The 26,405-nt window shown below is 70.8% G+C and carries 27 protein-coding genes, 1 tRNA gene and 1 riboswitch; of the genes, 8 read left to right on the forward strand and 20 right to left on the reverse strand.

Annotated features, from left to right (window positions below):
- Positions 1-91: 91 nt before the first annotated feature.
- The gene (locus ABGB18_RS24075) at positions 92-742 is read right to left on the reverse strand and encodes a response regulator transcription factor (RefSeq protein WP_347697831.1); all 651 of its coding nucleotides are present in this window, start codon (positions 740-742) and stop codon (positions 92-94) included.
- A gap of 16 nt (positions 743-758) precedes the next feature.
- Positions 759-1,922 carry a histidine kinase gene (locus ABGB18_RS24080; protein ID WP_347697832.1) on the reverse strand — a complete coding sequence of 388 codons (1,164 nt, stop codon included), beginning with the start codon at positions 1,920-1,922 and terminating at the stop codon, positions 759-761.
- A 163-nt stretch (positions 1,923-2,085) separates the two neighbouring features.
- Between ABGB18_RS24080 and ABGB18_RS24085 the strand changes: the two genes are divergently transcribed.
- Entirely contained in the window at positions 2,086-2,616 is a 531-nt protein-coding gene (locus ABGB18_RS24085) for a hypothetical protein (RefSeq protein WP_347697833.1), read from the forward strand.
- A 52-nt stretch (positions 2,617-2,668) separates the two neighbouring features.
- On the opposite strand, the gene ABGB18_RS24090 is transcribed toward ABGB18_RS24085, so the two are convergent.
- Together ABGB18_RS24090 and bcp are read right to left on the reverse strand one after the other, a co-directional pair.
- A tRNA-Leu gene (locus ABGB18_RS24090) sits at positions 2,669-2,741 on the reverse strand.
- A 532-nt stretch (positions 2,742-3,273) separates the two neighbouring features.
- The gene (bcp, locus tag ABGB18_RS24095) at positions 3,274-3,747 is read right to left on the reverse strand and encodes a thioredoxin-dependent thiol peroxidase (RefSeq protein ID WP_347697834.1); all 474 of its coding nucleotides are present in this window, start codon (positions 3,745-3,747) and stop codon (positions 3,274-3,276) included.
- 207 nt (positions 3,748-3,954) lie between these two features.
- On the opposite strand from bcp, the gene ABGB18_RS24100 reads away from it, so the two are divergent.
- Complete coding sequence (locus tag ABGB18_RS24100) at positions 3,955-4,284, forward strand: DUF3618 domain-containing protein (RefSeq protein ID WP_347697835.1); 330 nt, start codon at positions 3,955-3,957, stop codon at positions 4,282-4,284.
- A gap of 7 nt (positions 4,285-4,291) precedes the next feature.
- Here the strand turns inward: ABGB18_RS24100 and ABGB18_RS24105 are convergent, their stop codons facing one another.
- A complete protein-coding gene (locus ABGB18_RS24105; protein ID WP_347697836.1) occupies positions 4,292-5,485 on the reverse strand; it encodes an amino acid deaminase/aldolase in 1,194 nt (397 codons plus the stop codon).
- 137 nt (positions 5,486-5,622) lie between these two features.
- Here ABGB18_RS24105 and ABGB18_RS24110 point away from each other — a divergent pair, with 137 nt between their 5' ends.
- Positions 5,623-6,222, forward strand: coding sequence for a DUF6286 domain-containing protein (locus ABGB18_RS24110; RefSeq protein WP_347697910.1), 600 nt, complete (start codon positions 5,623-5,625; stop codon positions 6,220-6,222).
- Positions 6,222-6,716 carry a hypothetical protein gene (locus ABGB18_RS24115; RefSeq protein ID WP_347697837.1) on the forward strand — a complete coding sequence of 165 codons (495 nt, stop codon included), beginning with the start codon at positions 6,222-6,224 and terminating at the stop codon, positions 6,714-6,716. Before ABGB18_RS24110 ends, ABGB18_RS24115 begins: the two co-directional genes overlap by 1 nt.
- 1 nt (position 6,717) lies before the next feature.
- On the opposite strand, the gene ABGB18_RS24120 is transcribed toward ABGB18_RS24115, so the two are convergent.
- The 7 genes from ABGB18_RS24120 to gcvT all read right to left on the reverse strand — a co-directional run bounded on the left by ABGB18_RS24120 (position 6,718) and on the right by gcvT (position 10,922).
- Entirely contained in the window at positions 6,718-6,882 is a 165-nt protein-coding gene (locus ABGB18_RS24120; RefSeq protein WP_347697838.1) for a hypothetical protein, read from the reverse strand.
- Between the two features lie 77 nt (positions 6,883-6,959).
- Complete coding sequence (locus ABGB18_RS24125; protein ID WP_347697839.1) at positions 6,960-7,277, reverse strand: type II toxin-antitoxin system Phd/YefM family antitoxin; 318 nt, start codon at positions 7,275-7,277, stop codon at positions 6,960-6,962.
- A gap of 86 nt (positions 7,278-7,363) precedes the next feature.
- Entirely contained in the window at positions 7,364-7,621 is a 258-nt protein-coding gene (locus ABGB18_RS24130) for a Txe/YoeB family addiction module toxin (RefSeq protein ID WP_090935735.1), read from the reverse strand.
- The gene (locus ABGB18_RS24135; RefSeq protein ID WP_347697840.1) at positions 7,618-7,878 is read right to left on the reverse strand and encodes a type II toxin-antitoxin system prevent-host-death family antitoxin; all 261 of its coding nucleotides are present in this window, start codon (positions 7,876-7,878) and stop codon (positions 7,618-7,620) included. The genes ABGB18_RS24130 and ABGB18_RS24135 overlap by 4 nt, the downstream gene beginning before the upstream one ends.
- 53 nt (positions 7,879-7,931) lie before the next feature.
- Positions 7,932-9,308, reverse strand: coding sequence for an L-serine ammonia-lyase (locus tag ABGB18_RS24140; protein ID WP_347697841.1), 1,377 nt, complete (start codon positions 9,306-9,308; stop codon positions 7,932-7,934).
- Between the two features lie 142 nt (positions 9,309-9,450).
- The gene (gene gcvH, locus ABGB18_RS24145) at positions 9,451-9,840 is read right to left on the reverse strand and encodes a glycine cleavage system protein GcvH (protein WP_347697842.1); all 390 of its coding nucleotides are present in this window, start codon (positions 9,838-9,840) and stop codon (positions 9,451-9,453) included.
- Positions 9,837-10,922, reverse strand: coding sequence for a glycine cleavage system aminomethyltransferase GcvT (gene gcvT / locus ABGB18_RS24150; RefSeq protein WP_347697843.1), 1,086 nt, complete (start codon positions 10,920-10,922; stop codon positions 9,837-9,839). The genes gcvH and gcvT overlap by 4 nt, the downstream gene beginning before the upstream one ends.
- 130 nt (positions 10,923-11,052) lie before the next feature.
- A riboswitch (glycine riboswitch) is annotated at positions 11,053-11,150 on the reverse strand.
- A gap of 95 nt (positions 11,151-11,245) precedes the next feature.
- On the opposite strand from gcvT, the gene ABGB18_RS24155 reads away from it, so the two are divergent.
- Positions 11,246-12,106: a hypothetical protein gene (locus ABGB18_RS24155; protein WP_347697844.1), complete on the forward strand. Its 861-nt coding sequence runs from the start codon at positions 11,246-11,248 to the stop codon at positions 12,104-12,106.
- Positions 12,107-12,224: 118 nt separating this feature from the next.
- Here ABGB18_RS24155 and ABGB18_RS24160 read toward each other — a convergent pair whose 3' ends face one another.
- The 4 genes from ABGB18_RS24160 to ABGB18_RS24175 all read right to left on the reverse strand — a co-directional run bounded on the left by ABGB18_RS24160 (position 12,225) and on the right by ABGB18_RS24175 (position 16,511).
- Complete coding sequence (locus ABGB18_RS24160) at positions 12,225-12,914, reverse strand: gamma-glutamyl-gamma-aminobutyrate hydrolase family protein (protein ID WP_347697845.1); 690 nt, start codon at positions 12,912-12,914, stop codon at positions 12,225-12,227.
- Positions 12,915-12,928: 14 nt separating this feature from the next.
- Positions 12,929-13,693: a 3-oxoacyl-ACP reductase gene (locus ABGB18_RS24165; RefSeq protein ID WP_347697846.1), complete on the reverse strand. Its 765-nt coding sequence runs from the start codon at positions 13,691-13,693 to the stop codon at positions 12,929-12,931.
- Positions 13,694-13,787: 94 nt separating this feature from the next.
- Positions 13,788-15,131, reverse strand: a complete 1,344-nt coding sequence (locus ABGB18_RS24170; protein WP_347697847.1) for an aldehyde dehydrogenase family protein — start codon at positions 15,129-15,131, stop codon at positions 13,788-13,790.
- A gap of 9 nt (positions 15,132-15,140) precedes the next feature.
- Positions 15,141-16,511 (reverse strand): glutamine synthetase family protein, encoded by a 1,371-nt coding sequence (locus ABGB18_RS24175; protein WP_347697848.1) that lies wholly within the window; start codon positions 16,509-16,511, stop codon positions 15,141-15,143.
- Between the two features lie 124 nt (positions 16,512-16,635).
- On the opposite strand from ABGB18_RS24175, the gene ABGB18_RS24180 reads away from it, so the two are divergent.
- Positions 16,636-17,340, forward strand: coding sequence for an FCD domain-containing protein (locus ABGB18_RS24180; protein ID WP_347697849.1), 705 nt, complete (start codon positions 16,636-16,638; stop codon positions 17,338-17,340).
- On the opposite strand, the gene ABGB18_RS24185 is transcribed toward ABGB18_RS24180, so the two are convergent.
- Positions 17,320-19,284 (reverse strand): NACHT domain-containing protein, encoded by a 1,965-nt coding sequence (locus ABGB18_RS24185; RefSeq protein ID WP_347697850.1) that lies wholly within the window; start codon positions 19,282-19,284, stop codon positions 17,320-17,322. The two genes, ABGB18_RS24180 and ABGB18_RS24185, sit on opposite strands and share 21 nt — an antisense overlap.
- Before the next feature lie 81 nt (positions 19,285-19,365).
- Here ABGB18_RS24185 and ABGB18_RS24190 point away from each other — a divergent pair, with 81 nt between their 5' ends.
- Positions 19,366-20,121 carry a hypothetical protein gene (locus ABGB18_RS24190; protein ID WP_347697851.1) on the forward strand — a complete coding sequence of 252 codons (756 nt, stop codon included), beginning with the start codon at positions 19,366-19,368 and terminating at the stop codon, positions 20,119-20,121.
- A gap of 32 nt (positions 20,122-20,153) precedes the next feature.
- Here ABGB18_RS24190 and ABGB18_RS24195 read toward each other — a convergent pair whose 3' ends face one another.
- The 3 genes from ABGB18_RS24195 to ABGB18_RS24205 all read right to left on the reverse strand — a co-directional run bounded on the left by ABGB18_RS24195 (position 20,154) and on the right by ABGB18_RS24205 (position 24,426).
- A complete protein-coding gene (locus tag ABGB18_RS24195) occupies positions 20,154-21,695 on the reverse strand; it encodes a High-affinity nickel-transporter (protein WP_347697852.1) in 1,542 nt (513 codons plus the stop codon).
- Entirely contained in the window at positions 21,692-22,891 is a 1,200-nt protein-coding gene (locus tag ABGB18_RS24200) for a tetratricopeptide repeat protein (protein ID WP_347697853.1), read from the reverse strand. The genes ABGB18_RS24195 and ABGB18_RS24200 overlap by 4 nt, the downstream gene beginning before the upstream one ends.
- 158 nt (positions 22,892-23,049) lie before the next feature.
- Complete coding sequence (locus ABGB18_RS24205; protein WP_347697854.1) at positions 23,050-24,426, reverse strand: DUF4331 domain-containing protein; 1,377 nt, start codon at positions 24,424-24,426, stop codon at positions 23,050-23,052.
- A gap of 213 nt (positions 24,427-24,639) precedes the next feature.
- On the opposite strand from ABGB18_RS24205, the gene ABGB18_RS24210 reads away from it, so the two are divergent.
- Complete coding sequence (locus ABGB18_RS24210) at positions 24,640-26,364, forward strand: ABC transporter ATP-binding protein (protein ID WP_347697855.1); 1,725 nt, start codon at positions 24,640-24,642, stop codon at positions 26,362-26,364.
- Positions 26,365-26,405: the final 41 nt, after the last annotated feature.

A 26,405-nucleotide genomic window follows, 5' to 3' on the forward strand; every position in this document is an offset into this window, starting at 1 on the left:
GGTTAACAGCGCAAACCACGTTAGGAGTGGAAAATTCGCCGTTCATGGGCCCTGAGGAGGGACTTCGCGTACGCGGCTGGATGACCTCCGGTCAGACTTTCGGCCGATGCGACGGCACGATCAGCCCGGCCTCGTACGCGTAGACCACCACCTGCGCCCGATCCCGCAGCCCCAGCTTGGCCAGCACCCGGCCCAGGTGCGTCTTCACCGTGGCCTCAGCGACCTCCAGGCCGGCCGCGATCTCCGCGTTGGACAGACCGCGGGCCACCATGAGCAGCACTTCGCGCTCGCGCGGCGTCAGGTCGCTGACCGCCGCCAGCTCCTCGGTCGGCAGATGCGCGGCGAAGCTGTCCAGCATGCGCCGCAGCGTACGCGGCGCCACCACCGCGTCGCCCGCGTGCACGAGCTTGATGGCGTTGACCAGGTCGTCGGGCGGCACGTCCTTCAGCAGGAATCCGGCCGCACCCGCCTTGATCGCCGCGAACGCGTATTCGTCCAGGTCGAACGTGGTCAGGATGAGCACCTTCGGCCCCTCGACACGCCGGGTGGCCTCCACGCCGTCCATGTGCGGCATGCGCACGTCCATGAGCACGACGTCCACCTCGGTCGTCTTCAGCAGCTCCAGCGCCGCGAGCCCGTCGCCGGCCTCCGCCACGATCTCGATGTCCGGCTGGGCGCCGAGCACCATCCTGAACCCGGCCCGCAACAGCTCCTGGTCGTCGACCAGCATCACGCGAATCACCCCGGGCCCTCCTTTCCTACGCCGCCTTGACCATGGGCAACCGGGCCAGCACCTCGAAGCCGCCGCCCTGCCCGGGGCCCGCGGCCAGGGTGCCGCCGAACATGCCGACCCGCTCGCGCATGCCGATCAGGCCGTGGCCGTCGAGGCTCTTCGGGGCCGCCGCGCCCCGGCCGTCGTCGGTCACGCGTACGACCAGCTCCGGGCCCCCGTAGTCGACCTCCACGGACGCTCGCACACCGGGGCCGCCGTGTTTGAGGGTGTTCGTCAGGGCCTCCTGGACGATGCGGTAGACGGCCAGCTGCTGGCCCTCCGGCAGGTCGCAGGGCACCCCGCCGATGTGCAGCCGGGCCGGTACGGCCGAGCCGCGTACGAGCTCTTCGAGCTGCCCGAGCCCGGGCTGCGGGGTGTAGTCGGTGCTCGTGGTCTCGTCCGCGCGCAGCACCCCGACCAGCCTGCGCATCTCAGCGAGGGCGGCGCGGCCGGTCCTGGAGATGTTCCTGACCGCCTGGCGGGCCTCCTCGGGGTCGCTGTCCAGGGCGTAGCCGGCGCCGTCGGCCTGCACCACCATCACACTGACATTGTGCGCCACGACGTCGTGCAGCTCCCTGGCGATCCTGGCGCGCTCGGCCGCGGCGGCCATCCTGGCCTGCTGGTCCCGCTCGTGCTCGGCCCGCTCGGCCCGCTCCTCCAGGCCCTCCAGATAGCGCCGGCGGGTGCTGGCGTACAGTCCGTACAGCCATACCGTCACCACGAAGATCGAGCCGCTGAAGAACATGCCGAGTGTCGGCGTCTGCCATTTGACCAGCGCCAGGAACACACCCAGCTCCGTCACCAGCACCGCCGCGAGCGCCCAGCGGAACGTGCACTGGTAGGCCACCGCCCAGAGCGCGATCAGGATCGCCAGGTTCGCCGGCATCGGGGTGAGCTGCGCCAGCCACTGGCCGAAGCTGATCAGCGCGATGACGGCGAAGGAGGTGAGCGGCCGGCGGCGCCACGCCAGCGGCAGCAGCAGCACCGCCGACAAACCCAGATAGCGGGCCAGGGCGGAGTAGAGGTCGGGCCCTTTGCTGGTCACGAACGGGATGACCAGGATCAGGCACAACACGGCCAGCGGCGCCACCCGGGAGACGGTCGTCAGCTTCTCGTGGCGGCGCGACCGCGCCCGCATCCTGCCGAACACATCATCACGATATGTACCCCCGGCCCGGCCCGGTTCCGCCTGGAGGTGGAAGTGCGAGTACGACCCAGGTCTTATGCGCTCCGGGTCTTACGCCGGGCTTACGGGGGTTGGGGCATGCTGTCTTCTGGGAGCGCCCTTCGCGGGCGAGTAAAGGGAGATCGTGATGGCGGATCATGATCAAAACGCCGGGTCGCGCGGTGAAGAGGAAGCACCGCGCGACCCGACCCCATCAGAGGGCACCGGCGGCCTCCGGCAGCCGCCGGAGGAGCCGGGCGACCGGCTGCGCTACGGCGAATTCCTGGAAGGCCCCGGACCGCGATCGGGCTATCGGCGGCAACAGGACACCATGCCGGGTGTGCCTGGGCCGGGCGCTCGGGAGCGCGAGTCCACCTTCGGGGACTTCTTCCGGCAGAAGCAGGCCCAGATCATCGGTGCGGGGCTCATCGGCCTGGTCGTCGGCGGGCTGCTCGGCGGTGGCGCCGTGCTGTTCGTCAGCAGCGTCACGGACCGGAACGCCCCGTCCGAGGCGCGCTGGGCTCCCGGCTGGGGTCCCAGGCAGGACTTCCACCACCCCGGCGGCATCGTGTCGTCCTGCGGACCCCGGTCCGACGGCGTCTATTGCGTCGTGCCGCCGCCGATCGGTGACCCTCTGCCGCCGGTCACCGTCAGGCCGGTGCCCACCCGCACCGGTTAGCCCGCGGTCTCACTGCCCGGCCGCCTTCATTGACAAAGAAATATCGCGTGTGTAGGGCCGGTGGGATTCGAACCCACACTAACAGCCACCTAAAGACTGCGCCTCTGCCATTGGGCTACGACCCCTTTTCGCCTTTCCCGTTTCATTCGGGGACCGGCGATTCGGGCATGGATCCGTGGATTCTCCGTATGGTCACCGCCTGAGCGGTCGACATGGAGAGCCGGCGGATTTCCCTGCCACGTGCGCAATCTTACAGCCTGCGCACGCGTCCGGGACCCGGCTTCGGGCAGGGAGCGGCAACGCGCGCGGGTGGTCCCAGGAGGGCGGGAAACGCGAGAACTCGCTGGTCAGGGCATGCGGGAACAAGACGCTGCCGACCCTGCCCACGAAGGAGGGTGTCAATTCGGCGGGGCGCTGCACGGGCGGCCGATGCGGGCCTGGCCGACGCTCGTGTGTCTGGCCCGCGTGCCGGTGACGCCGCAGGACTCGGCGGCGCCTTTCCGCGAGCGGCTTTCGAGAATGCGTGCCGCACCTGCCGGCCGCTCGCGGCAGGGACAACAGAACGCCTGCCCGGAAAACGCCGCCGACCTTTTCTCCCTGAACGGAATTACCAGATCAGGTCAAATATCCTGCCTGGCGCATCAACCGCTTCGCGGGTCAGGCCAGGCCGAGTTTCTTCTGCAGCGAGGCCACGTGGCCGGTGGCCTTCACGTTGTAGAGCGCCTGCTCGATCTTGCCGTCCCCGTCGATGACGAACGTCGAGCGGATGACGCCCACCACCTCCTTGCCGTAGAGCTTCTTGGGGCCGTAGGCACCGTAGGCCTGGTGCACGGTCAGCTCCGGGTCGGACAGCAGCGGGAAGGTCAGGGAGTCGCGCTCGGCGAACTTGACCAGCTTCGCCGGCTTGTCCTTCGACACGCCGAGGACGACGAAACCCTCGGCCGTGAGCCGGCTCAGGCTGTCACGGAAGTCGCAGGCCTGCTTGGTGCAGCCCGGCGTCATCGCCGCGGGGTAGAAGTAGAGGATCACCCGCTTGCCACGGTAGGCGTCGAGGGAGACGGTGGTGCCGTCGGCCGCGGGCAGTGTGAACTCGGGCGCGGCGTCGCCGGGCGCGAGCTTGGTTTCGGTCAATGGGCCCTCCTGAGTTCCTGACGCCAACCTACCGGCCCGCCCGGTCGTCCGGGTCCGGGTGACGGACCAGGAGATCGGGCGACATGCCGGACCGGGGCGCCGTGCCGTACGGTGTCGCAACCTGACAGACTGATCGCGACGACAAACGGACGGAGCTCGCACGGCACGCGGAGTGGCGCGGCCACGCGCACGGTCGAGAGGAGAGCCATGGCTGACACCGATCCCGACGAGCTGGAGCGGCGGATCGCGCGGACGCGCGCGGAGCTGGCCCAGACGGTCGACGCCATCGCCGACCGGGTGAGCCCCCGGCGGGTCGCCGAGCGTACGGTGGCCGACGTCAGGCACAAGGCCGAGCATCTGGTGGCGTCCGTGGGCGACGCCCTGGGGGTGACGCCGCGGCCGGTCGACTACGGCAAGGACTCGGAGGTGTGGGAGGAGGAGCCGCCCGACCTCGCGCCGGTGCTGATCGGGATCGGCGCCGTGCTGGTCGTCGGGGCCGCCATCGTGCTCTGGCGGCGGCGCAGGAAGCGCCGCTGACCTGCCGTCAGAGGAAGGTCCGCCCCTCGCCCCGATACGTGGGGACCGATTCGACCACGGTGTCACCCTCGATGAGGTGCAGCGTGTCGAAGTGCTCGCACAACTCGCCCGCCTTGGCGTGCCTGAACCACACCCGGTCCCCGATCCGCAGGTCCTGCGCCGCCTGGCCGAGCAGCGGCGTCTGCACCTCGCCCGCGCCCTCGTCCGGGACGTAGCGCAGCCCCGCGGGCAGGTACGGCTGCGGCAGGCGGGCCGGGCCGGGAGCGCCCGAGGCCAGATAGCCGCCGCCGAGCACGGTGACCGAGTCCAGAGTCGGCCGGCGCACCACCGGCAGGGCGAACAGGGCAGCCGGGTGGCCGGTGAACCGGCGGTAGAAGTCGAACAGCCTCGGGTGGAAGAACCCCGATCCGGCCGCCACCTCCGTGACGGCCTTCTCGCGTGCGGTGCGCTCGATCGAGCCGGTGCCGCCGCCGTTGACGAACTCCAGGTCGGCGAGCCGGCGCACCGCGTTGACGATGTGGCCGCGCCTGACGATGAGTTCTTTGGCCGAGCGTGACTGCATGAGGCGGATGGCCCGGGTGCGGGCGGCGTTCCCGGGCGGGGCGTCGCCGAGTCCGGCGATCTGGGCCTCGTACGCCAGCAGCCCCGTCAGCCGGAAGCCGGGGCGCCCGGCGAGGTCGGCGGCCAGGTCGGCGGCTTCGTGGGGCTCGCGGATGGGGGAGCGGAGGGCGCCAGCCCGGAACCTCCCGCTGAGGGCGATATATCCGGCGTCAATGTCCATACATATCCGGATCTCTGCGCGTGGCTGGACCGCGGCCACGGCCGCCTCGATGAAGTCCAGGTGGGCGGGAGAGTCGATGGTCACCGTGATCTGCCCGGCCGCCTGCGCGTCCCCGGCCAGGGCCCGCAGCGCCCGCCGGTCGGCCGTGGGGTAGGCGACCAGGATGTCGGTGAAGCCGTGCGCGGCCAGCCAGAGCGCCTCGGGCAGCGTGTAGGCCATGAGGCCGTGGAAGCCGTCCATGGCCAGGATGCGTTCGAGGAGCGGGCGGCTGCGTACCGACTTGCTGACCACCCGGATCGGCTTGCCCGCCGCCCGCCGTACGAGGTCCGCCGCGTTGGCCCGCATGGCCGCCAGGTCGAGGACGGCGAACGGCGGCTCCAGAGCCGCTGTGGCGCGGTCGTAGCGCTGGCGGTCATCCATACCAGCAGCGTAACGGCATATGGGGCAAATAAATATGAGGCTGGTTCATGTTGGCGTCTGGCCCCGTAATGTTCGGGCAAATCGGCGGCGGGGGCGCGGTCCGGGCGATCGGGGCTCCATGTACGTCTGTCGTTGTGATGACCACGCTTCAGCAGATACTTCCCGGTGCCGCCGTCACCCCGCAGCGCACGGGGTTGCGCAGGGCGAGCAGAGTGCTCAGGCCGGCGCGCACGCTGCCCGGGGCCCTCGTCTCGCTCACCCTGGCCGCCGCGTCCGCGGCGACGGCGGCCGAGGTGGTCTCAGGTCTGCTCGGCGCGCCACTCGGCTGGGTCCCCGTGGACGACGCGGTCAAGCTCGCGAGCAGGACGACGTGGCCGGAGCTGTCCCAGACGGCACTGTCGCTCGTGGCGGTGGGCACGCTGATGCTGCTGCTGGCGGCCGTGCCCGGCCGCTGCACGCTGGTGCCGGTGGAGACCTCCGACCCGCTGATCGTCGTCGGCATCACCCGCTCGGGCCTGCGCCGCACGCTGCGCGCCGCCGCCCAGCAGGTCGCCGGGGTCGACCGAGCCCGGGTACGGCTGCGCAGGCGCACCATCGAGGTCACCGTCATGACCTCGGCGGAGAGTTCGGGAGCGATGCTCCGGCAGGTCGGCACCGCGGTGGGGGACCGGCTGGCGGGTGTCGGCACCCTCGGCACGGGCGAGGTCGTGGTCCGGCTGCGGCGGAGGGACGGGTGATGCGCCAGTACGCCGGCAACCGCGTCGGCCTCGCCCTCGTGGGCGCGACGCTGGCGGGACTGGGCGCCTACGCCTGGCTACGCGGCCAGGACCGCTTCTTCGACCTGCCGCCGAACGCCCGCGTCCTGCCGGGCCACGTCCACCGGAGCCTCGCCGACGAGCCCTGGCCGCTGTGGGCGCTGGCCTCCGCCCTGCTGTTCCTGTCCCTGGTGGCGCTCCGCTGGCTGCTGCTCTGCCTGGGCTGGGGTCGCCGGGGCGACTCCAGCGGCACGGGCACCGCGATGCTCTTCGTCGGCCTCAAGGGCGTGGAGGGACTGGGCCGGGTGCGGGTACGGGTCGGGACGGACGGCCTGCGCATCGGCCTGACCTGCCCGTCGCCGTCAGATGTGGGCGCGGTGGTGAGCAAGCTGGACCAGGACATCGTGGGCCGGATCCGCCGCGAGATCGTCGACGACGACGCCCCCACCGTCGTCCGCCTGCACGTGCGCCGCTGACTCAGCTGTTGGAGCGGATCACCAGGAGGCGCACTTCGTCCTCATAAATGGTGAACTTCACGGTCAGTGCCGAGGTATGGATCTCGTAAGCCTCAGGGATGTGAGCGTTGGACAGCGCGTCCTTTGGAGGTATCGGGCCGGTGGCCAGATCGGCCACCAGGCTCATCAGTAAGCGGCGGACTCGGACAGGGAGGCAAGAAGCGACCTCATGGGTTGGGGGCTCCCAGATGACGGTGCGCAGGATCACTCCTCGGTGAGTCCGAGCGATGCGGCCAACTTGGCTTCCAGCTCTTCACGTGAACTGGCTGTGATGACAACGGTACCCTCCGGATCGGGCTCCCCGCGTTCGATCCGAGCGATGCCCTCCCTAATGACGCGACGATCCTCCTCGTCCTGGAGTCGCCGCAGTCGCTCCTTGAGCTCGGCATAGTCCGCGGCCGAGACGAGCACGGCCTCCGCCTTGCCGTGGCGGGTGATCGTCACCGGGTGATGGGCGTGGTGGGCCTGCGCGACGAGCACGCCGAGCTTCTCGCGCGCCTCCTGGAGCGGGACGGTTTCCATGTTCCCCAGCCTAGGCGGAAACCTTGAGTTCTGTAAGGTTCTTACAGTTTCTCAGCACTCGATCACGTTGAACGGCCAGGCCGCCGCTATTCGTAGTGGTAACGAGCCTGCAAGATGACGATCTCGTCGTCCACCGCCAGATAGACCAGGCGATGCTCGTCGGTGATGCGTCGCGACCACGCGCCCGCCAGTCCGTACTTGAGGGGCTCGGGCTTGCCGATGCCCTCGTACGGATCGCGCAGGGTGTCCTCGATGAGCCGGTTGATCCGTTTGAGGATCTGCCGGTCGGCCGTCTGCCAGTGGACGTAGTCCGCCCAGCCCTGGCTGGTGAACGCCACTTTCACCGAGGGGTCTCGTCGTCCAGCAGTTCGTGCCGCTCGTGGCGCCCGGCGACCGCCTCCTGGTAGGACTCGATCAGGCGGCGTGCGTTGGCGGGTGAGCGGAGCAGGTAGGCCGTCTCCTGGAGGGCTTCGTATTCCTCTGCGGCCACGAGGTAGGCGTTGCCGCTCTTGGAGACGATCTCCACGGCGGTGCGATCGTTGTTGACCTCTTCGATGAGCGGGAACAGTCGGCGGCGTGCCTCGCTGGCGGTGATGGACACGATCCACGCTCCTTTCAAGTGGTACAACATTATGGTACCACTCGAAAGCGTGGTCAGCACTCGATCACGTTGACGGCCAGGCCGCCGCGTGAGGTCTCCTTGTACTTGTCGAGCATGTCGCGGCCGGTGTCCCGCATCGTCTTGATGGCCTTGTCCAGGGCCACGTAGTGGCGGCCGTCGCCGCGCAGGGCGATCCTGGCGGCCGTGATCGCCTTGTTGGAGGCGACCGCGTTGCGCTCGATGCACGGGATCTGGACCAGGCCGCCGATCGGGTCGCAGGTCAGCCCCAGGTTGTGCTCGATGCCGATCTCGGCGGCGTTCTCCACCTGCTCCGGCGTGCCGCCGAGGACCTCCGTGAGGGCGGCAGAGGCCATCGAGCAGGCCGAGCCGACCTCGCCCTGGCAGCCCACCTCCGCACCCGAGATCGAGGCGTTCTCCTTGAACAGGACGCCGATGGCGGCGGCCGTGAGGAGGAAGCGGACCACGCCGTCGTCGTCCGCGCGCGGGACGAAGCGCGTGTAGTAGGTCAGTACGGCCGGGATGATGCCGGCGGCACCGTTGGTGGGGGCGGTGACGATGCGGCCCCCGGCGGCGTTCTCCTCGTTGACCGCCAGCGCGAACAGCGCCACCCAGTCCATCACCTGCAGCGGGTCCTTCTCCGCCGACTCCGACTGCAGGCGGCGGTGGAGCTGGTTGGCGCGGCGCTTGACCTTGAGCCCGCCGGGCAACACGCCCTCCTTGGAGATGCCGCGGCGCACGCACTCCGACATGACCTGCCAGAGGTGGAGGATGCCCGTACGGATCTCCTCCTCCGTACGGCCGAACGCCTTCTCGTTCTCCATCATCAGGGCGGAGATCGACAGGCCCGTCTGGGAGCAGAGCTTGAGAAGCTCCTCCCCGGTGGTGAACGGGTAGGGCAGGACGGTGTCGTCCGGTTTGATGCGGTCGGCGCCGGTGGCCTTCTCGTCCACGACGAAGCCACCGCCGACCGAGAAGTAGACCTTCTCCCGCAGCCGCTCGCCGGCCGCGTCGAAGGCGGTGAAGCGCATGCCGTTCGGGTGCTCGGGGAGGGAGATCTTGCGTTCGAAGACGAGGTCCATGCCCACGGAGAAGGGGATCTCGTGGGTCCCGTAGAGCTTGATCAGACCGGTGTCGCGCATCTCGGCCACCCGGGCCTCGACGGAGTCCACGTCGACCAGTTCGGGTTTCTCGCCGGACAGGCCCAGCAGGACCGCCTTGTCACTGCCGTGGCCCTTGCCGGTCAGGCCGAGCGAACCGTACAGGATGGCCTCGACGCGCGCCACGCGCGGCAGGAGGTCGTCCTCGTGCAGCCCGCGGGCGAACTTGTGCGCGGCCGCCATCGGGCCTCCCGTGTGAGAGCTCGACGGGCCGATACCGATCTTGAAAAGGTCGAAGACGCTGATCGCCATTGATGTACGCGTCCCTTCGAAGGAGCCGGGGCCCGGTGTCGGGGGCCCCGGCGGGCCAATGCGGAAATCTGCTTGCCGGCCTGCCGCTATGGTCCGACACAGTAGGTGGCAGGGTGGTGAGCAGGTCTCTCGCCGGGCGGGGTCAGGACTCGCCGGCGGTGAGAGCGGTGTACTCCTCCGGGGACAGCAGGTCCTCGGGGTCGCCCTCCATGCGCACCCGGAACATCCAGCCGTCACCGTACGGGTCGCTGTTGGCCAGGCTCGGGTCGTCCACCACGGCCGGGTTCACCTCGACGATCTCGCCGCCGACCGGCGTGTAGATCTCGTTCACCGACTTGGTCGACTCCACCTCGCCGACGGAGTCGCCCGCCTCGACGTTCGAACCGACCTCGGGGAGCTGCACGAAGACGACATCACCAAGGGCGTCGGCGGCGAAGGCCGTGATGCCGACGGTCACGATGAGGCCGTCGTCGATACCGGCCACCCACTCGTGTTCCTTGGTGTAGTTCAGCTCGTCGGGGATGTTGCTCACTTGTTCCTCCTGTAAAAGGGCAGCTCGACCAGGTCCATGGGTTCATGGCTGCCCCGGATGTCCACAGCCAGGCCTGAGCCGGCCCCGGCGTCCACGTAGGCCATCGCGATGGGCCTGCCCAGGCTCTGGGAAGGCGCACCGCTGGTGACCTCGCCGACGACGGCGCCGTCCTTGGTGACCGGGTAACCGTGGCGCGGCACCCGGCGGCCCCGCGCGACCAGGCCGACGAGCCTGCGCCGCGGCTGGTCGTCCTTGACCGCCTCGAGCGCCGACCTGCCGACGAAGTCGCCCGGCTTGTCGAATTTCACCACCCTGCCCAGCCCCGCGTCGAACGGGGTCAGCTCCGGGCCGAGCTCGTTGCCGTACAGCGGCATGCCCGCCTCCAGCCTGAGGGTGTCCCGGCTGGACAGGCCCGCCGGCTTGAGCCCGTGAGGCTCGCCCGCCGCCATGAGCGCGTGCCAGAGCGGCACCGCGTCCTGGTTGGCGACGAACAGCTCGAACCCGTCCTCGCCGGTGTAGCCGGTACGGGCGATGAGAGCCTGCCGCCCGTCGACCAGCCCCGGCAGGCCCGCGTAATACTTGAGCCCGGCGAGGTCGGCGTCGGTGAGCGTGGCGAGGATCTCCTGGGCGCGGGGACCCTGGACGGCGATCAGTGCGTACTGGTCCGAGCGATCCTCGACCACCACGTCGTACGCCTTCGCACGATTAGTCAGCTCATTTCCGACTTTTTCGTAGTTCGAGGCATTTGCCACGACCATGAACTGCTCGTCCTCAAGCCGGTAGACGATGAGGTCGTCGAGCACCCCGCCCCGCTCGTTCACGATCATGGTGTACCTGGCCCGCCCGGGCGTCAGCGCCGACAGGTGGCCCACCAGCGCGTAGTCCAGCGCCTGCCCGGCCTGCGGCCCGGTCAGGAAGATCTCCCCCATGTGCGAGAGGTCGAACAGCCCGGCGGCCTCGCGGACGGCCCTGTGCTCCGCGGATTCGCTCCCGTACCGGAGTGGCATGAGCCATCCCGCGAAGTCGGTGAGCGTGGCGCCGAGGCTCTCGTGAACGTCTCGTAGCGGTGTAGGTCGGGACATTTGACGCACCTCAGGACAGGATTGGATGCCAGCATCCTCCCCCTCTGTCATCGATGCCTGAGAGCTTCGCCCGACTTTTACCGGACTTTCACCTTCGGCGAGGCCGACAGGCCTGCTTTCCAGAGGTCACCTCGGCCGTGCGGTCCTTTGCCTTGAGAGGTTCGCGGGGAGGGCTTGCTCCTTCAGGGACCCTGACCGGCTGTCAGGGTGCTCTCCCGCACGGTTTCGCCGGTGATGTCCGTCAAGCCTAGTGCTGTCGCGGGGGTGTTGTCGCGTTCGGGCCTGAGGTGAACCGTCTGGAAGGTGGTGGCGTCGTATCGAGTATGAACCGGCGAACGGCGACCCTCGGCCTGGCGGCCACTCTGACGCTCACCTCCTGTGGCACCGGGGAGGCCGGCGCGCCGCCCGCGCAGCCCCGCCACGAGGCCACTGCGCAGGCCCGCTACGAGGCCAGCGTGACCGTGCTCGAAGGCGGCGGCCACGGGCCGCAGATCTGCTCCGCGGTGGCCGATTCGCTGCCGCCGCAGTGCGGCGGCCCCGACGTCGTCGGCTGGGACTGGGAGGCGGTGCGGTACGAGTCGAAGGCCGGCGTGAGATGGGGTGACTACCGGGTGGTCGGCACCTGGGACGGGGCCAGCCTGACGCTCACCGAGCCGCCGGGCCCGCCCGAGCGGAAGACTCCGCCGGCGGAGGACTTCTCCAGCCCGTGCCCGGCGCCGACCGGCGGCTGGCGGCCGGTCGATCCGGCCAAGGCCACGCAGCCCGCCCTGGAGCGGGCCATCGCGCGGGCGGGCACGGCCGAGGAGTTCGCGGGGGCCTGGCTCGACCAGGACTACCTGGGCGAGCGGGGCGCGGACTCACCGGACGCCAACGACCCCGCGCGGCTGGTGCTGAACCTGAGGTTCACCGGTGATCTGTCGGAGCGCGAGGCGTGGATCCGCGAAGTGTGGGGCGGAGCGTTGTGCGTGAGCGGCGCGCGGCGGACCGAGGCCGAGCTGAACTCGATCCAGGAGCGGGTCCAGAGCGGGCTGGGCGACGCCCTGATCACGGCGTCCTCCAGCGTGCCGCGGAACCGGGTGGAGGTCGGCGTCTGGCTCGCCACCGACGAACAGCGCCGCGCCGCCGACGAGCGGTACGGCGCGGGCGTCGTGGAGTTCGAGAGCGTGCTGCAGCCGGTGAAGTGAGTGAACGACCGATGATCAGGGAGTGAACCGGGCGGACGTGCGGCGGTGGGTGCCGATCAGGTGGGTGCCGATCAGGGGGTGCGGGGCCGCGGTGGGCACGTTCCCGGCCCGCGTCGGGTCAGCAGGCGGCCACCAGCGCCTCGAAGAGCGCGCAGTCCTCGGCCGCCTCCGGGTGCCACTGCACGGCCATGGCGAAGCCGCCGGAGTCCGGCTCGACCGCCTCGATCGTGCCGTCGTCGGCGGTGGCGGTGACCGTGAGCCCGGGGGCCAGGCGGTCGACGGCCTGGTGGTGGTAGTGCGGGACCGTCACGGGATCCGTGCCCAGCGCCTTGGCCAGGCGGGTGCCGGACCTCGGCGTGACGGGCAGGTGGCCGAAGCGGCCGGGCTCCGGGGAGTGACCCGGGTGCCCGACCACGTCGGGGAGGTGCTGGTGCAGGCTGCCGCCGAGGGCGACGTTGAGGACCTGTAGGCCGCGGCAGACGCCGAGGAACGGCAGGCCCGCGTCGAGGGCCGCGCGCAGCACGGCGAACTCGGCGTCGTCGCGGAACTCGCGGACGTGGCCGGTGCGCTCGTGCGGCCGTTCGCCGTACCTGGCCGGGTCGATGTCGCCGCCCCCTGCCAGGATCAGGCCGTCCAGGCGGCTCACGACCGGGCCGGGATCGCCGGCCGGTGGCAGTATGACGGGCTGGCCGCCGGCGCGTACGACCTGCTCCACGTACATGTACGGAAGCAACGCGGCGGGCAGGTCCCACACCGTGAACTTCGCGGGCTCGACGTAGGACGTGATGCCGATGACGGGACGGCGCACGAGCGTGTTACCTCCTAGAACGGTGTGACGTAGGCGCCGGAGATGCCGCCGTCCACCAGGAACTCGCTGCCCGTGATGAACGACGCGTCGTCGCTGGCCAGGAAGGCCACCGCCGCCGCGATCTCTGACGCCTCGGCGAAGCGGCCCACCGGAATGTGCACAAGGCGCCGCTGCGCCCGCTCCGGGTCCTTGGCGAACAACTCCTGCAGCAGCGGCGTGTTCACCGGCCCCGGGCACAGGGCGTTCACCCTGATGCCCTCCCGGGCGAACTGCACGCCCAGCTCCCGCGACATCGCGAGCACCCCGCCCTTGGAGGCCGTGTACGAGATCTGCGAGGTGGCCGAGCCCATCACCGCGACGAAGGAGGCCGTGTTGATGATCGAGCCCTTGCCCTGGCGGCGCATGTACGGGATGACGTGCTTGCAACACAGGTAGACGCTGGTCAGGTTCACCTCCTGGACGCGGCGCCAGGCGTCGATACCGGTCTCCAGGATGGAGTCGTCGTCGGGCGGCGAGATGCCGGCGTTGTTGAACGCGATGTCCACACTGCCGTAGGTCTCGTGGGCCGCCTCGTACATCCGGACGACATCGTCCTCGCGGGTCACGTCGGTCTTGACGAACAGGCCCGCGACCTCGCTCGCGGCCTTGGCGCCGGTCTCCTCGTCGATGTCCGCGCACACCACCTTGGCGCCCTCGGCGGCGAACCGGCGGGCGGTGGCCAGCCCGATCCCGCTGCCCGCCCCGGTGATGACCGCCACCCGGTCCTGCAAACGCCGCATGTGATCGCTCATTCCCTCGCCGGCCCTCCACTTCGTACTCATGGTCGTTCACCGCTCCTCGTTCGCTTCGCGAAGTGCCTCCTTCGTCGGCCCTTCACTCCGCCGATATGAAGACGTTCTTGGTCTCGGTGAACGCCGCCAGGGCGTCCGGGCCGAGCTCCCTGCCGAGCCCCGACTGCTTGAAGCCGCCGAAGGGGGTCCAGTAGCGCACCGAGGAGTGCGAGTTGACCGAGAGCGCGCCCGACTCGACCGCCCTGGCCACGCGCAGCGCCCGCCCGATGTCACGGGTCCAGATGGAGCCGCTGAGGCCGTAGGGGGTGTCGTTGGCGATCCGTACGGCCTCCGCCTCGTCCGCGAACGGCACCACCGACACCACCGGCCCGAAGATCTCCTCGGTGAACGCCGGATCCGTGACCTCGGGCGTCAGCACGGTCGGCGGGAACCAGTAGCCCTTGCCCCGCGGGCAGGATCCTTGCAGGTAGGGGGTGCCCTGGACGAAGCCGCGCACCCGGTCGAGGTGCTCGGCGCTGATCAGCGGGCCCATCTCGGTGCTCTCGTCGAGCGGGTCGCCGACCTTCACCGCCTGGACGGCGGGGGCGAGCAGGGCCATGAACTCGTCGTACGCGGCGGCCTGGACGAGGATCCTGGAGCGGGCGCAGCAGTCCTGGCCGGCGTTGTCGAAGACGGCATAAGGCGCGGTTTTTGCCGCTTTTTCGAGGTCTGAGTCCGCAAAGATGATATTTGCGGACTTGCCGCCTAGCTCCAGCGTGAGCCGCTTGACCTGCGCCCCCGCCTTGGCGGCGATCTCCTTGCCCACCTCGGTCGAGCCGGTGAACACGATCTTGGCCACGTCGGGATGCTCGACCAGCCGGGCCCCCGCGACCTCCCCGGCCCCGGGCAGCACCTGGAGCACCCCCTCGGGGAGGCCCGCCGCCAGGGCCAGCTCGGCCAGCCTCAGCGCCGTCAGCGGGGTCCATTCGGCCGGCTTGACGATCACCGTGTTGCCCGCCGCCAGCGCGGGGGCGACGCCCCACGACATGATCAGCATGGGGAAGTTCCACGGCACGATCACGCCCACGACGCCCAGCGGCTCCTGGAACGTGATGTCCACACCCCCGGCCACCGGGATCTGCTTGCCGTGGTCGCGCTCGGGGGCGCCGGCGTAGAAGTGCAGCACGTCGCGCACGGTGCCGGCCTCCCAGCGGGCGCTGCCGATCGGGTGCCCGGCGTTGGCCAGCTCCAGCCCCGCCAGCTCCTCCCCGTGCTCGCCCACCAGGTCGGCGAACCTGCGCAGCAACCGCGCCCGGTCGCCCGGCGCGACCGCGCGCCAGGCCGCGTACGCCTTCCTGGCACGCTCCACCGCCCGATCGACCTCGGCCGCGTCGGCCAGTTCGACGTCCGCGACGACGTCCTCCGTCGCCGGATTAACGATCTTCATCGGCACCTGTCACATTCGCTCGAAACCACGGAACAGCTCCCAGTCCGTCACCGCCGCGTCGAAGGCGGCCAGCTCCACCCGCGCGTTGTTGGCGTAGTGCTCGACCACTTCCTCGCCGAACGCGTCACGGGCCGTCTTCGACCCCTCGAACAGCGCCAGCGCGTCCCGCAGAGTGTGCGGCACGGTCTCGCCGCCGGACTCGTAGGCGTTGCCCTCGAAGGCGCCCTCCAGCGGCAACTCGTTCTCGATGCCGTGCAGCCCGGCCGCCACCAGCGCGGACACCGCCAGGTACGGGTTGACGTCGCCGCCCGGCACCCGGTTCTCCACGCGCAGCGACCGGCCGTGGCCGACGAGCCGGAGCGAGCACGTGCGGTTGTCGACGCCCCACCTGACGGCCGTGGGGGCGAAGCTGCCGGGCACGTAGCGCTTGTAGGAGTTGATGTTGGGGGCGTACAGCAGGGTGAGCTCGCGCATGCAGGCCAGTTGCCCGGCGATGAACCGGGCGCCGAGCGGGGACAGCCCGTACGGCCCCTCACCCGCCATGACCGGGTCGCCGTCGAGGCTCCTGAGCGAGATGTGGACGTGGCAGGAGTTGCCCTCACGCTGGTTGGGCTTGGCCATGAAGGTGATCGACTTGCCCTCCTGGGCGGCGATCTCCTTGGCGCCGTTCTTGTAGACGGAGTGGTTGTCGCAGGTCCGCAGCGCCTCGTCGTAGCGGAAGACGATCTCGTGCTGGCCCAGGTTGCACTCGCCCTTGGCGGACTCGACGTACATGCCCGCGCCTTCCATCTCCCGCCTGATCCGCCGCAGCAGCGGTTCGACGCGGGCCGTGCCGAGCAGCGAGTAGTCGACGTTGTAGAGGTTGGCCGGCGACATGTCGCGGTAGGCGCGTTTCCAGGCCTCCTCGTAGGTGTCCTCGTAGACGCAGAACTCCAGCTCGGTGCCGACGTAGGCGGCAAGGCCGCGCTGGGCGAGGCGGCCGAGCTGGCGGCGGAGGATCTGGCGGGGCGAGGCGGCCACCTCGCCGCCGCTCTCCCATGCCAGGTCCGCCATGAGCATCGCGGTGCCCTCCTGCCATGGCACCCTGCGCAGGGTCGCCAGGTCCGGCTTCATCACGAAGTCGCCGTAGCCCCGGTCCCAGGACGACATGGAGTAGCCGGAGACCGTGTTCATGTCCACGTCCACGGCGAGCAGGTAGTTGCAGCCCTCGGAGCCGTGGTGCAGCACCTCGTCCAGAAAGTAGCGTGCGGAGAGCCTCTTGCCCTGCAGCCTGCCCTGCATGTCGGCGATCGCGAGGAGCACGGTGTCGATGCGCCCGGAATCCACCTCGTCGCGTAGCTCGCCGGCGGAAAGGAACCCGGTGCTCGCTCGCTCGCTCACGCTACGTCGCTCCGATCTGGCCTGACGCGCTTTCCCGTTAATTGGGCTAGTCTCAGACCATTGATGTGTATGGCGGGATCGCTTGTCAAGACCTGAGGACACGTTGGACGAGTCGGCGCGTTTGATGACGGTGTTGCGCCCGGTCAGGGCCGGTAACGCCTTCGAGGAGACCGTGGAACGGCTGCTCCAGGCGATCAAGCTCGGCGTGGTGGCTCCGGGCGGCAAGCTCCCCCCGGAGCGCGAGCTCGCGGTCCGGCTCGGCATCAGCAGGGTCACCCTGCGCGAGGCGATCCGCGCGCTGTCCGACGCGGGCTACCTCGACGTACGGCGCGGCCGCTACGGCGGCGCCTTCGTCACCTATGTCCCGCCCAAGCCGGGCGCCGGCGAGCTGCGCCAGGCCGTGGCGAAGATGGGCATGGCCGAGGTGGCCGACGCGCTCACGTTCCGGCTGGCGGTGGAGTGCGGGGCCGCCCAGGTGCTGGCCGCCTCCGGCCTCTCACCGGATCAGCGGGCCGTGCTGGTCGGCAGGCTGTCCGACCTCGACGCGGCCGGCCTGGAGGACTACCGCCGCCTCGACACGGCCTTCCACCTGTCCATCGCGGAGCTGACCGGCTCGACGCTGCTGGCCACGACCTGCGCGGACGCCCGCTCCCGGGTCGGCGACCTGCTCAACGCGATCCCGATGCTGCAGGTCAACCTGGACCACGCCGCCACGCAGCACCGGGCCATCGTGGAGGCCATCCTCGCCGGGGACCCGGACGCGGCCAGGCAGGCGGTGGCGGAGCACCTGGAGGGCACGGCCGCCCTCTTACGGGCATTCCTGTCCTGACAGGTGCGCGCGCAGCCGCTCGTGGCGGAACTGGTAGACGGGGCCGACCGCGCGCAGCACGCCCAGCCGGTGCATGTCCGCCAGGAACGGCATCAACCGGAACGGCAGCCTGCCGGTGAGGGCCAGGCGGCACACGGCGAGCACGCAGAGCACCCAGGCATGGTGCCCGCCGAAGAGCAGCCCGAAGGCCAGGGCCGCGAGCCAGGCGAGCATGAAGACGAACGGCGCCCCCTCATGCGGGCCGGACGCCACGGTCACCAGCAACGACAGCGGGATGACCAGGATCAGCGAGCCGAGCGCCCGCGCCAGGGTGAGCGCCCGGTCCGACCGCCAGGAGGAGGGCGGGGTCACCGCCGAGAGGTCGGGAGTCGGATGCTCCAGCCACTGCACCAGCCAGACGGTGGTCCCGAGGGGCACACCGACGGCCACGGCGCCGACGATCCCGGTGACCACGGTGACCAGAAGAGACTCGCTCTCCCCGGCGCCGAGGCTGACGAGCAGGCCGATGGCGGCGCCGGAGACCACACCGACGGGCAGGGCCCGCACCTCGGGCCTGCGCATGACGTGGCGGCGCAGGGTGACCGTGCCGGGACTGTCGGAGGACCACGTGTACACGGCCCGGGCGAAGATCAGTGGCAGCGCGACCGCCGTCGTGACGAGCAGCCACACCTCGCTCATGCCGAACGTGACGCGGGCGACGGCGCCGGCGGCGGCCATGGGACCGGCCGTCAGCACCGCGAGCGCCAGTCCCGCGACGAACGGCAGCAGGTGGCGCTCCGCGGGCGTGGTGAGCCGGGAGGCGATCCGCCACCAGGTCACGTCCGGCTGACCGGCCAGCGTGCGCAGCCACGTCGTCGCGGCCTCGGGGCTCCAGCGGTGGCGCGGCCGGGAGGGGGCGCCGGCCGGTGGTCTGGCAGTCATCAGGGCCGGGACGAGGCGGTCCAGGAGGTGGTGCCAGAGCTCGGGTTCGGTGATCTCCGGGTCGGGGTCGTGGTCGGCGTAGACGGTGCGGAGCAGCCATAAGCCGAGCGGCGTGGCCGCCACGGCCGCGAGCGCCGCTGACCTCCTCGACCGCAGCGCGTCCAGCCAGGGCCGCTGCCCGCCTTCCGGGAGAGCCGAGCGCAGGTAGTCGGCCGCCACCTGCGAGGTCAGCGCCTTCGGCACGATCACCGCCGCGCCCGTGAGCGTCCGGCCCGCCTCCCTGACCGCCGCGTCGTACTCGGGTCTCCGGCTGGTGACGATCACCTGGTCGCCCTCACCCAGGCCGCGGTTGAGGCGGGTGATGACCTCCGCCCTGGCCGCGGCGGGCAACTCGTCCAGGCCGTCGAGCACGGGCAGCAGGTGACCGCCGTGCGCCAGCCAGGCGGGGGCGTCCTCGCCATATTGGGGGGAGCGCAGGCCCGGGTAGCTGGCGGCCAGGCGGTCGGCCACCCAGCCGGCCAGGTCCGGCCACCTGGACAGGTCCCATTCCGTCAGGGACAGCATCACCGGTACGGGCTCGCCTTCCTCCGCCGTCTCGGCCAGGCCCAGCAGGAGTTGCACGGCCAGTGTGGTCTTGCCGGTGCCGGCACCGCCCGTGATCACCATCCGGCGCGGGCCCAGGGTGCGGAACCAGGCCACCGGGTCGCCCACCGGGCGGCCGTGGGCGTACCAGTCGACGGGGATGGGGCCGGGGTCGTTGAGGGAGCGGGCCGCCGCCTCGTCGCGCCACTGGACGCGTACGAGCTCGCGCAGCGCGGCCTTGGCGTCGGGCACGGGGACGAGCGTGGTGGGCCGCCGCATCCACAGCACCAGCGGCACGGCGATCGTGGAGACGGTGATCAGCACCTGGGCGGCGTCGCCCCAGCCGACGTGCTCGCCGGGATCGAGGTTGCCCGCCACCACGGCGCCGGCCGCCGCCAGGGCGATCAGGGCCACGGCGGCAAGGACGGTGCGCCGTCTCACTTTCCCGAGCTTTCCGGACGATGCTGTTTGCGGCAAGCGACCTAGAACGGGCAGACGGCTCGTAACATCTGATTCAGGGTCATGGAGCAATGGTTTCAGCAGAGCATCATCGCGACAGGACGGCTGCCGCTGTTCTGTTACTTCGTCACGCTCATCGTGGCCTTCATCGCGACCCGCATCAACGTCCGGCTGATCAGGGCGAAGGTCGGCTGGTTCCGTAACGTGAACGTGGGCGAGATGCACATCCACCACGCCGTGTTCGGGGTGGTGCTGATGCTGGTGGGCGGCGTCGCCGGGCTCATCGTCTCCTCCAGCTCGCAGATCGGCGCGGCCGCCGCGGCGTGCCTGTTCGGCCTGGGCTCCGCGCTGGTGCTGGACGAGTTCGCGCTGCTCCTGCACCTGCATGACGTCTACTGGGAGGAGGAGGGGCGCACCTCGGTGGACGCGGTCTTCATCGCGGTCGCCGTCACCGGGCTGCTGCTCGTCGGCCTGCGCCCCCTCACCTGGAACTACGGCACCTGGGTCAACCCCGCGGCGCTGATCGTGGCCAACCTGCTGCTCGCCGTCGTCACCCTGCTCAAGGGCAAGATCTGGACCGGGATGGCGGGCCTGTTCGTCCCGCCGATGCTGCTGGTCGGCGCGATCCGGCTGGCGCGGCCCGGCTCCCCGTGGGCCCACTGGTTCTTCGCCACCCGCTCGCCGCGCAAGCTGGCCCGGGCCATCCGCCGGGAGGAACGGTGGCGGCGGCCGGCGATCAAGGTCAAGATCGCCTTCCAGGAGTTCCTCTCAGGCCGGCACGATCTTCCCTCCACCCGGCGCGGCCGCCGGCCCACCTGATGGTTCCATGAGGTGGGCCGGGGCGCGCCGGGTCACAGGGCGGCCGCCGAGCGGAGGGCCAGGCCCGCGCCCAGCAGGACGACCATCGTGGCCGTGCCCAGCGGGGCCAGGCCCGAGAGCCGGGCCGCCAGGCGGCGGCCGGCCGAGGCGCGGCGTTCCAGCCGGTCCACGAGCTTGACCAGGAGCAGGCCCGTGACGGTGAGGGTGGCCGCCATGCCGAGGCCGTAGGCGGTCACCAGCGCCACCCCGAACCACGTCCGGCCGAGCGCGATGGCTCCCAGCAGGACGATCAGGGCCGAGGGGCTGGGGACGAGCCCGCCCGCGATGCCGAGCCCCACCAGGCCCGTGCGCTGGTGCCTGCGCTCGTGGCCGTGGCCCTCGCCGTGCTCGTGCTCGTGCTCGTGCTCGTGCTCGTGCTCGGGGTCGAGGTTGGGGTTGGGGTTGGGCGAATGCCCGTGCCCGTGCCCGTGCCCATGACCATGACCGTGGCCATGTGAGCCGGGGTTGCGGGCGTTCAGGAGGAGGCGGAGGCCGATGGCGGCGATCAGGGCGCCGCTGGCGATCCCCAGCCAGCCCAGCACCGACTCTCCGGCCAGCGCCGTGAACGCGCTCAGCAGCAACCCCACCACCAGCACCCCGAGCGTGTGCGTGGCCGTCACCGTCGCGCCCACCACGAGCGCGTCGCGCGGGCGGCCGCGCCGCCCGGCCAGGTACGCCGCCATGATGGTCTTGCCGTGCCCCGGGATCAGCGCGTGCCCGGCCCCGAGCACCACGGCCAGCCCGACCGCCAGCAGCCCGAGCGGCACCGTCAGCGTGTCCGAGCCGATCAGGCCGGTGAACGTGCGGTCCAGTGCGGCCAGCGCGTCCCCGATGGGGCCGCCGATCCCGATCTCACCGGACAGTCCGCCGCCGCCCTGGGCGTTGGAGCCGGTCGCATCGGGCAGAGCGAGCCCGGGGCCGGCGACGGTGAACGTGGCGGTGCGCACGTCCAGCGGGTCCGCCAGCAGATCCTCCGGGTATGCCTGGAGCTCCCGGCTGACGCTCGCGGTGGGCACCGACGAGCCGGTCAGCCGTACCCCGTCGCCGACCGCGACGATCTCGCGCCAGCCGATCCGGTCCTGCTCGAACCCGTCGCTGAACTCCACGGCCCCTGCCGCGCGGACTTCGGCCACGAGCCGGCAGGTCAACCGGCTGGTCGGCAGGCCGCCTTCACCGGGCGCGTAGGCGAAGCCGGCGTTCTCGACCCGCCACGGCACGACGCGGCCGCCGATCACCAGCCGCTGGGCGGCGGCCAGGGCGGTGCAGCGCCCGGCCGCGTACCCGGCCGTCACGGACGGCTTGGCCTGCAGTGTGGGCAGCTCGGCCAGGTCCACGACGGCGAGGTTGCGCACCTCGGAGGCCGTGACGCGCAGGCCGTTGTAGTGGTTGACGGTGAACCGCCCCAGCGGGTGGGCGGCCTGCTGGAGGGTGGTCGTGGTTTGCGCGCCGGCCGGGGTGCTCAGAAGCGCGCTCCCGCACAGCGACGACGCCAGGGCCGCCACGGCGGACAGCAGGACGAGCCGGACGACTCTCATGAGAACCTCGCCAGGGCGGACAGGGTCGGATCGAAGCCGGGGTCCACCCGCACCGGCCGGCCGAGGGCCTGCTCGATCCGGGCCCGGTGGTAGCTCAGCAGCGGGTTGCGCCACCCGGTGGCGGTGGCCTTCTCCGCGTACGGCAGCGCCTCGGCGGGCCTGCCCGCCTTGAACAGGGACCAGGCCAGGGCGTCGGCGCTGACCAGGTTCGGGTGAAGCTCGTACTCGGCCGTGGCGTACCGCACGGCCCGCTCCGGGTCCCCGTGGTCGGCCTCGAACTCCGCCCACGTCAGGTCGTCACGCACGCCCGCGGTCTGGAACAGCTTGCGCTGCGCCTTGAGCAGCGTCCAGTCGGCCGGCCGGCCCGCCTTGAGCCGGGTCTCGCCCTGCTCGATGAGGTATTGGGGGAGCGGGAGGCGTTCGACCACGGTGTCGTACAGGTCGAGTGCCTCGGTCGGCCGCCCGTCCAGGGCCGCGGCTCTGGCCTGTCCCGCGAGGGCGGGCGTGTAGGCGGGGTAGGCCTGCAGGGCCTTGGCGTACCAGCCGGCGGCCGTGTCCAGGTCGCCGGAGTGCAGGGCCAGCTCTCCCAGGTAGTAGCGGGCGTAGGCGAGGTCGGCCGGGGCCCAGGCGTCGTCGTGCGCCAGTTCGAGGTATTCGCGGGCCTTGGCCGCGTCGCCGCGCAGCTCGGCCGCGTAGGAGGCGCGGGCGAAGGCCGCCACCCCCGGGCGCAGGTCCAGCATGCCGTCCACGGCCCGCTGCGCCGCGCGCAGGTCGCCGAGCTGCGTCTTCGCGTCGGCCAGCACGCCGAGGGCCGCGGCGCTGTAGGGGTTGGCGTCGAGGGCGCGCTCGGCCAGGCGCGCCGCGTCGGAGAACTCGTGGCGGCCGGCGGCCAGCGCGGCCTGCCCGGTGAGGACGGTGTCGTCACCGGGTTTCAGCTTGGCGGCGGTGTCGAGGGCGCCTTCCGCCTTGTTGTAGTACGACGGGTCGCCGGTGACCCTGGCCTGGTCCACGTACTGGACGGCGAGCTGGGCCCAGCCGCGGTAGTCGGCCGGCAGCCGCTTGAGCCGCTGCTGCAGGGTCTCGGTGTCGGGTGCGGCCGCCGCCGGTTCCGGCGCGGGCGCCGCTGAGAAGGAGACGACGGTGAAGGCCATGGCCACGATGAGGGCCAGGCCGGCGAATATCACGAAGGCACGCATGTCCAAGGCTCCAGGGCTGCTGGGATGCGGGGCCGGCCGGCCGCGACGGGGAGCACGGCCGGCCGGCCCTTTCTGTCGGCGGCAGACGATGGGAGACGGGAGGCCTGCCGCCGGTACGGACCGGCCCGCTTGGAGAGGGAGCAGGCCGGTCCCGAGGGTTAGCGCGTGTTCACTGCCACGTTGCTGGGCAGCGGGATGTACGGGAACGTCTGCCCGACGGGCTTGTCGTTCTTGTCCACCTTGTCGGTCAGCCCGGGCACGAGCTTGCCGGACCGCGCGGCCCCCGCCACGGCCTGCAGCGCGATGTCCACGACGTCGTCGGAGAGACGGCGGCCGTTCGGGAAGCCCTGCAGGTCACCGCCCAGCACGCCGAGCCTGTTCGGGTCCTTGGCGGGCGGGATCGACATGTTGAGCCGCAGCTGCTCGGAGGGACGCAGCCTGCCCGCGTCCTTGTTGAGGATCTGCGAGTTCAGGTCGGCCTTGATCGGGCCGTTCTGCTTCGCGATGCCCTTCAGGAAGATCTCGACCAGGTCGTCGCGCGGGGTCGGGGGCGCCTTGATGCCGTAGATGGCCTCCAGCAGCCTGGCCACCTCGGGGTCGGTGACCCGGTTCACCAAGGCCTTGACGTCGGCGTCCTTCGACGGGTCCAGCGCGTTGTACGCGTCCTTCAGGCCGGCGGGCGCCACGACCTCGTTCACCAGCGGGTTGCACAGGCGGGAGACCTGCACGAAGTTCTTGCCGTTGAACTTGTCGGTGGTGGAGCAGACCCCGATCACGGGGTTGCGCTTGGCGTCGCCCTTGAGCGCCAGGTCGGTGGCGGGAACCTGGATGCCCACCGTGTTGACGTTGTAGCCCTTCAGGGTGTCGTTGCCCACCCCGGACAGGTCGCCGCGGTAGAGCAGGTCGAACACCCGCAGGTCGAGGAAGAAGGCCTCGTCGGACTGCCCGGCGAAGGTCTTGCCGCCGCCCGGCAGGTTCTTGATGGACTGGTTGCGCAGGCTCGCGTAGTCGGGCATGGAGGCCTGGCCGACGTTGCTCGGCGCGACGATGCCGTCGTCCACCAGCGTCTTGCCGCCGCCGGGGGTGATCCGCTTGAGCGTGTAGCGCTGGCGGAAGAGCAGGTTCGGGTCGTCCAGAGAGGTGACCGGGCCGTTGTTGTACAGGAACGTGGTGTTGCCGCGCTTGTCCTCGTTGCGGAACGTCCACTGGTAGGTGATGTCGGTGACGGCGTCGCCGTTGTTGTCGATCTTTATGTTGTACCGGGACTTCGTGGCGAACGGGTAGAAGTTCGGGCCGCCCTGGGGCTCCTCGAGCGGGATCCAGTTGGCCAGCAGGGTCACGGTGTCGGCTTTGTCGGGGCTGACGAACGCGTACACGTCGGTGTTGTCGTGCTGCGGGTCGGCCGCGATGGCAGGAGCCTCGCGGTGCGAGGAAGCAATGCCGGAGTCGGTGCGGAGCACGGCCAACGACGACGCGGCGACCGCTGCGGCGAGGCCAAGTCCGACAAGAGCGCGCCGGTTGATCCGGAGCTCCATGTTCGGTCCTTTCGAAGGGCTGATCGTGTAGGTGCGAGGTTCCGGCCGGGTTCCTCGACGCCCTATTCGTCCGGCCGCCGCGTCCGGATGTCGTCTCCTCCTTGAGAATGAGGGTCAACCAAAGTTGACATACTCCGGTCGTCAATTTAGGTTGACCCTCGCGGGGGGTGTTGACGGCGCCTTCCCGTTCGTTGGAGCAAGACGGGAAATGTCGTGAAGGGGGTTGCGGTGGTCAAGGAGTTGCTCGCCTACGTCCGCCCGCACAGGAAGATCCTGATCCTGGGCGGGCTGCTGGGTTTGATCGGCTCAGCGGCGGGGCTCGCGATGCCGTTGCTGGCCAAATACGTGGTGGACGCGTTCGGCGCGGGACAGTCGATGAGCACGCCGCTGTTAGGACTGGTCGTGGCGGTCGTGATCGGCGCCGTCGTGTCGGCCGTGGGCAATTACCTGATGGAGCGCACCGGCGAGGGCATCGTGCTCTCCGCCAGGCGCAGGCTCGTCGACCGGATGCTGCGGTTGCGGGTCGCCGACGTGGACCGGCTCAAGCCCGGCGACCTGCTGTCGCGGGTGACCGGTGACACGACGCTGCTGCGGGCCGTGCTCACCAACGGCATCGTCGAGTCGGTCAGCGCGGTGTTCATGCTGGTCGGGGCCATCGTCATGATGGCGACCATGGACGGCGTGCTGCTGCTGGTCACGTTGCTCGTGGTGGTGCTGATCGGCGGGCTGGTCGCGTTGATCATGCCGCGGATCCAGCGCGCCCAGACGCAGGCCCAGGAGGCCGTGGGCGAGATGGGGGCGGTGCTGGACCGTGCGCTGCAGGCGTACCGGACCGTCAAGGCGAGCGGCGTGGAGGAGCGGGAGATCGCCGTGGTGGGCGACGCGGCCGTGCGTGCCCGCGACCGGGGGCTGCAGGTCGCCGGGTGGACGTCGCTGGCCGGGGTGGCGACGTACATGGCGGTGCAGATCGCCTTCCTGTGCGTGCTGGCCGTCGGCGGGGCCCGGGTCGCCTCGGGCGTGCTGGAGGTGTCGTCGCTGATCGCGTTCCTGCTCTACCTGTTCTACCTCGTGCCGCCGATCGGGCAGCTGGTCCAGGGCGGCGTCCAGCTCCAGCAGGGGCTCGCCGCGATGAAGCGGATCAAGGAGATCGAGGACCTGCCGGCCGAGCCGGACGAGCCGGCCGGCGCCGCGGACGACGCGCGGCCGGTCGGGGTGCGGTTCGAGGACGTGGTCTTCAGGTACGGCGAGGACCGCCCGACCGTGCACCACGGGGTCAGCTTCGAGGTGCCGCCCGGCGGGCTGACCGCGCTGGTGGGCCCGTCGGGGGCGGGCAAGTCCACGGTGTTCGCCCTGCTCGAACGCTTCTACGAGCACCAGGGCGGGCGGATCGTGGTCGGCGGCCGGGACATCCGCGACTGGCCGCTGGGCGAGCTGCGGGCCGCCCTCGGCTACGTCGAGCAGGACGCCCCCGTACTGGCCGGGACGCTGCGGGAGAACCTGCTCTTCGCCGCCCCGGACGTCACGGAGGAGGAGCTGCGCCGCGCCGTCGCGCGTACCAGGCTGGACGACCTGGTGGAGCGGCTGCCCGAGGGGCTGGAGACGGCGGTCGGGCACCGCGGCGTGCTGCTGTCGGGCGGCGAGCGGCAGCGTGTGGCCATCGCGAGGGCGCTGCTGCGCAAGCCCAGGCTGCTGCTGCTCGACGAGGCCACCTCGCAGCTCGACGCGGTCAACGAGCTGCGGCTGCGCGAGGTCATCTCCGAGGTCGCGAGCGAGACGACCGTGCTGGTCATCGCGCACCGGCTGTCCACCGTCACCAACGCCGACCGGATCGTGGTCATGGAAGGGGGCGGCGTGCGGGCCGTGGGCACGCACGCCTCGCTGGTCGGCGAGGACGAGCTCTACCGGGAGCTGGCCGCCACCCAGTTCCTGGTGAGCTAGCCGTTGTACCCTGCGGGTGCCCTCTGAATGTTCTCATTCAG

It is taken from the genome of Nonomuraea sp. B12E4 (genome assembly GCF_039871825.1).
GTDB lineage: Bacteria > Actinomycetota > Actinomycetes > Streptosporangiales > Streptosporangiaceae > Nonomuraea.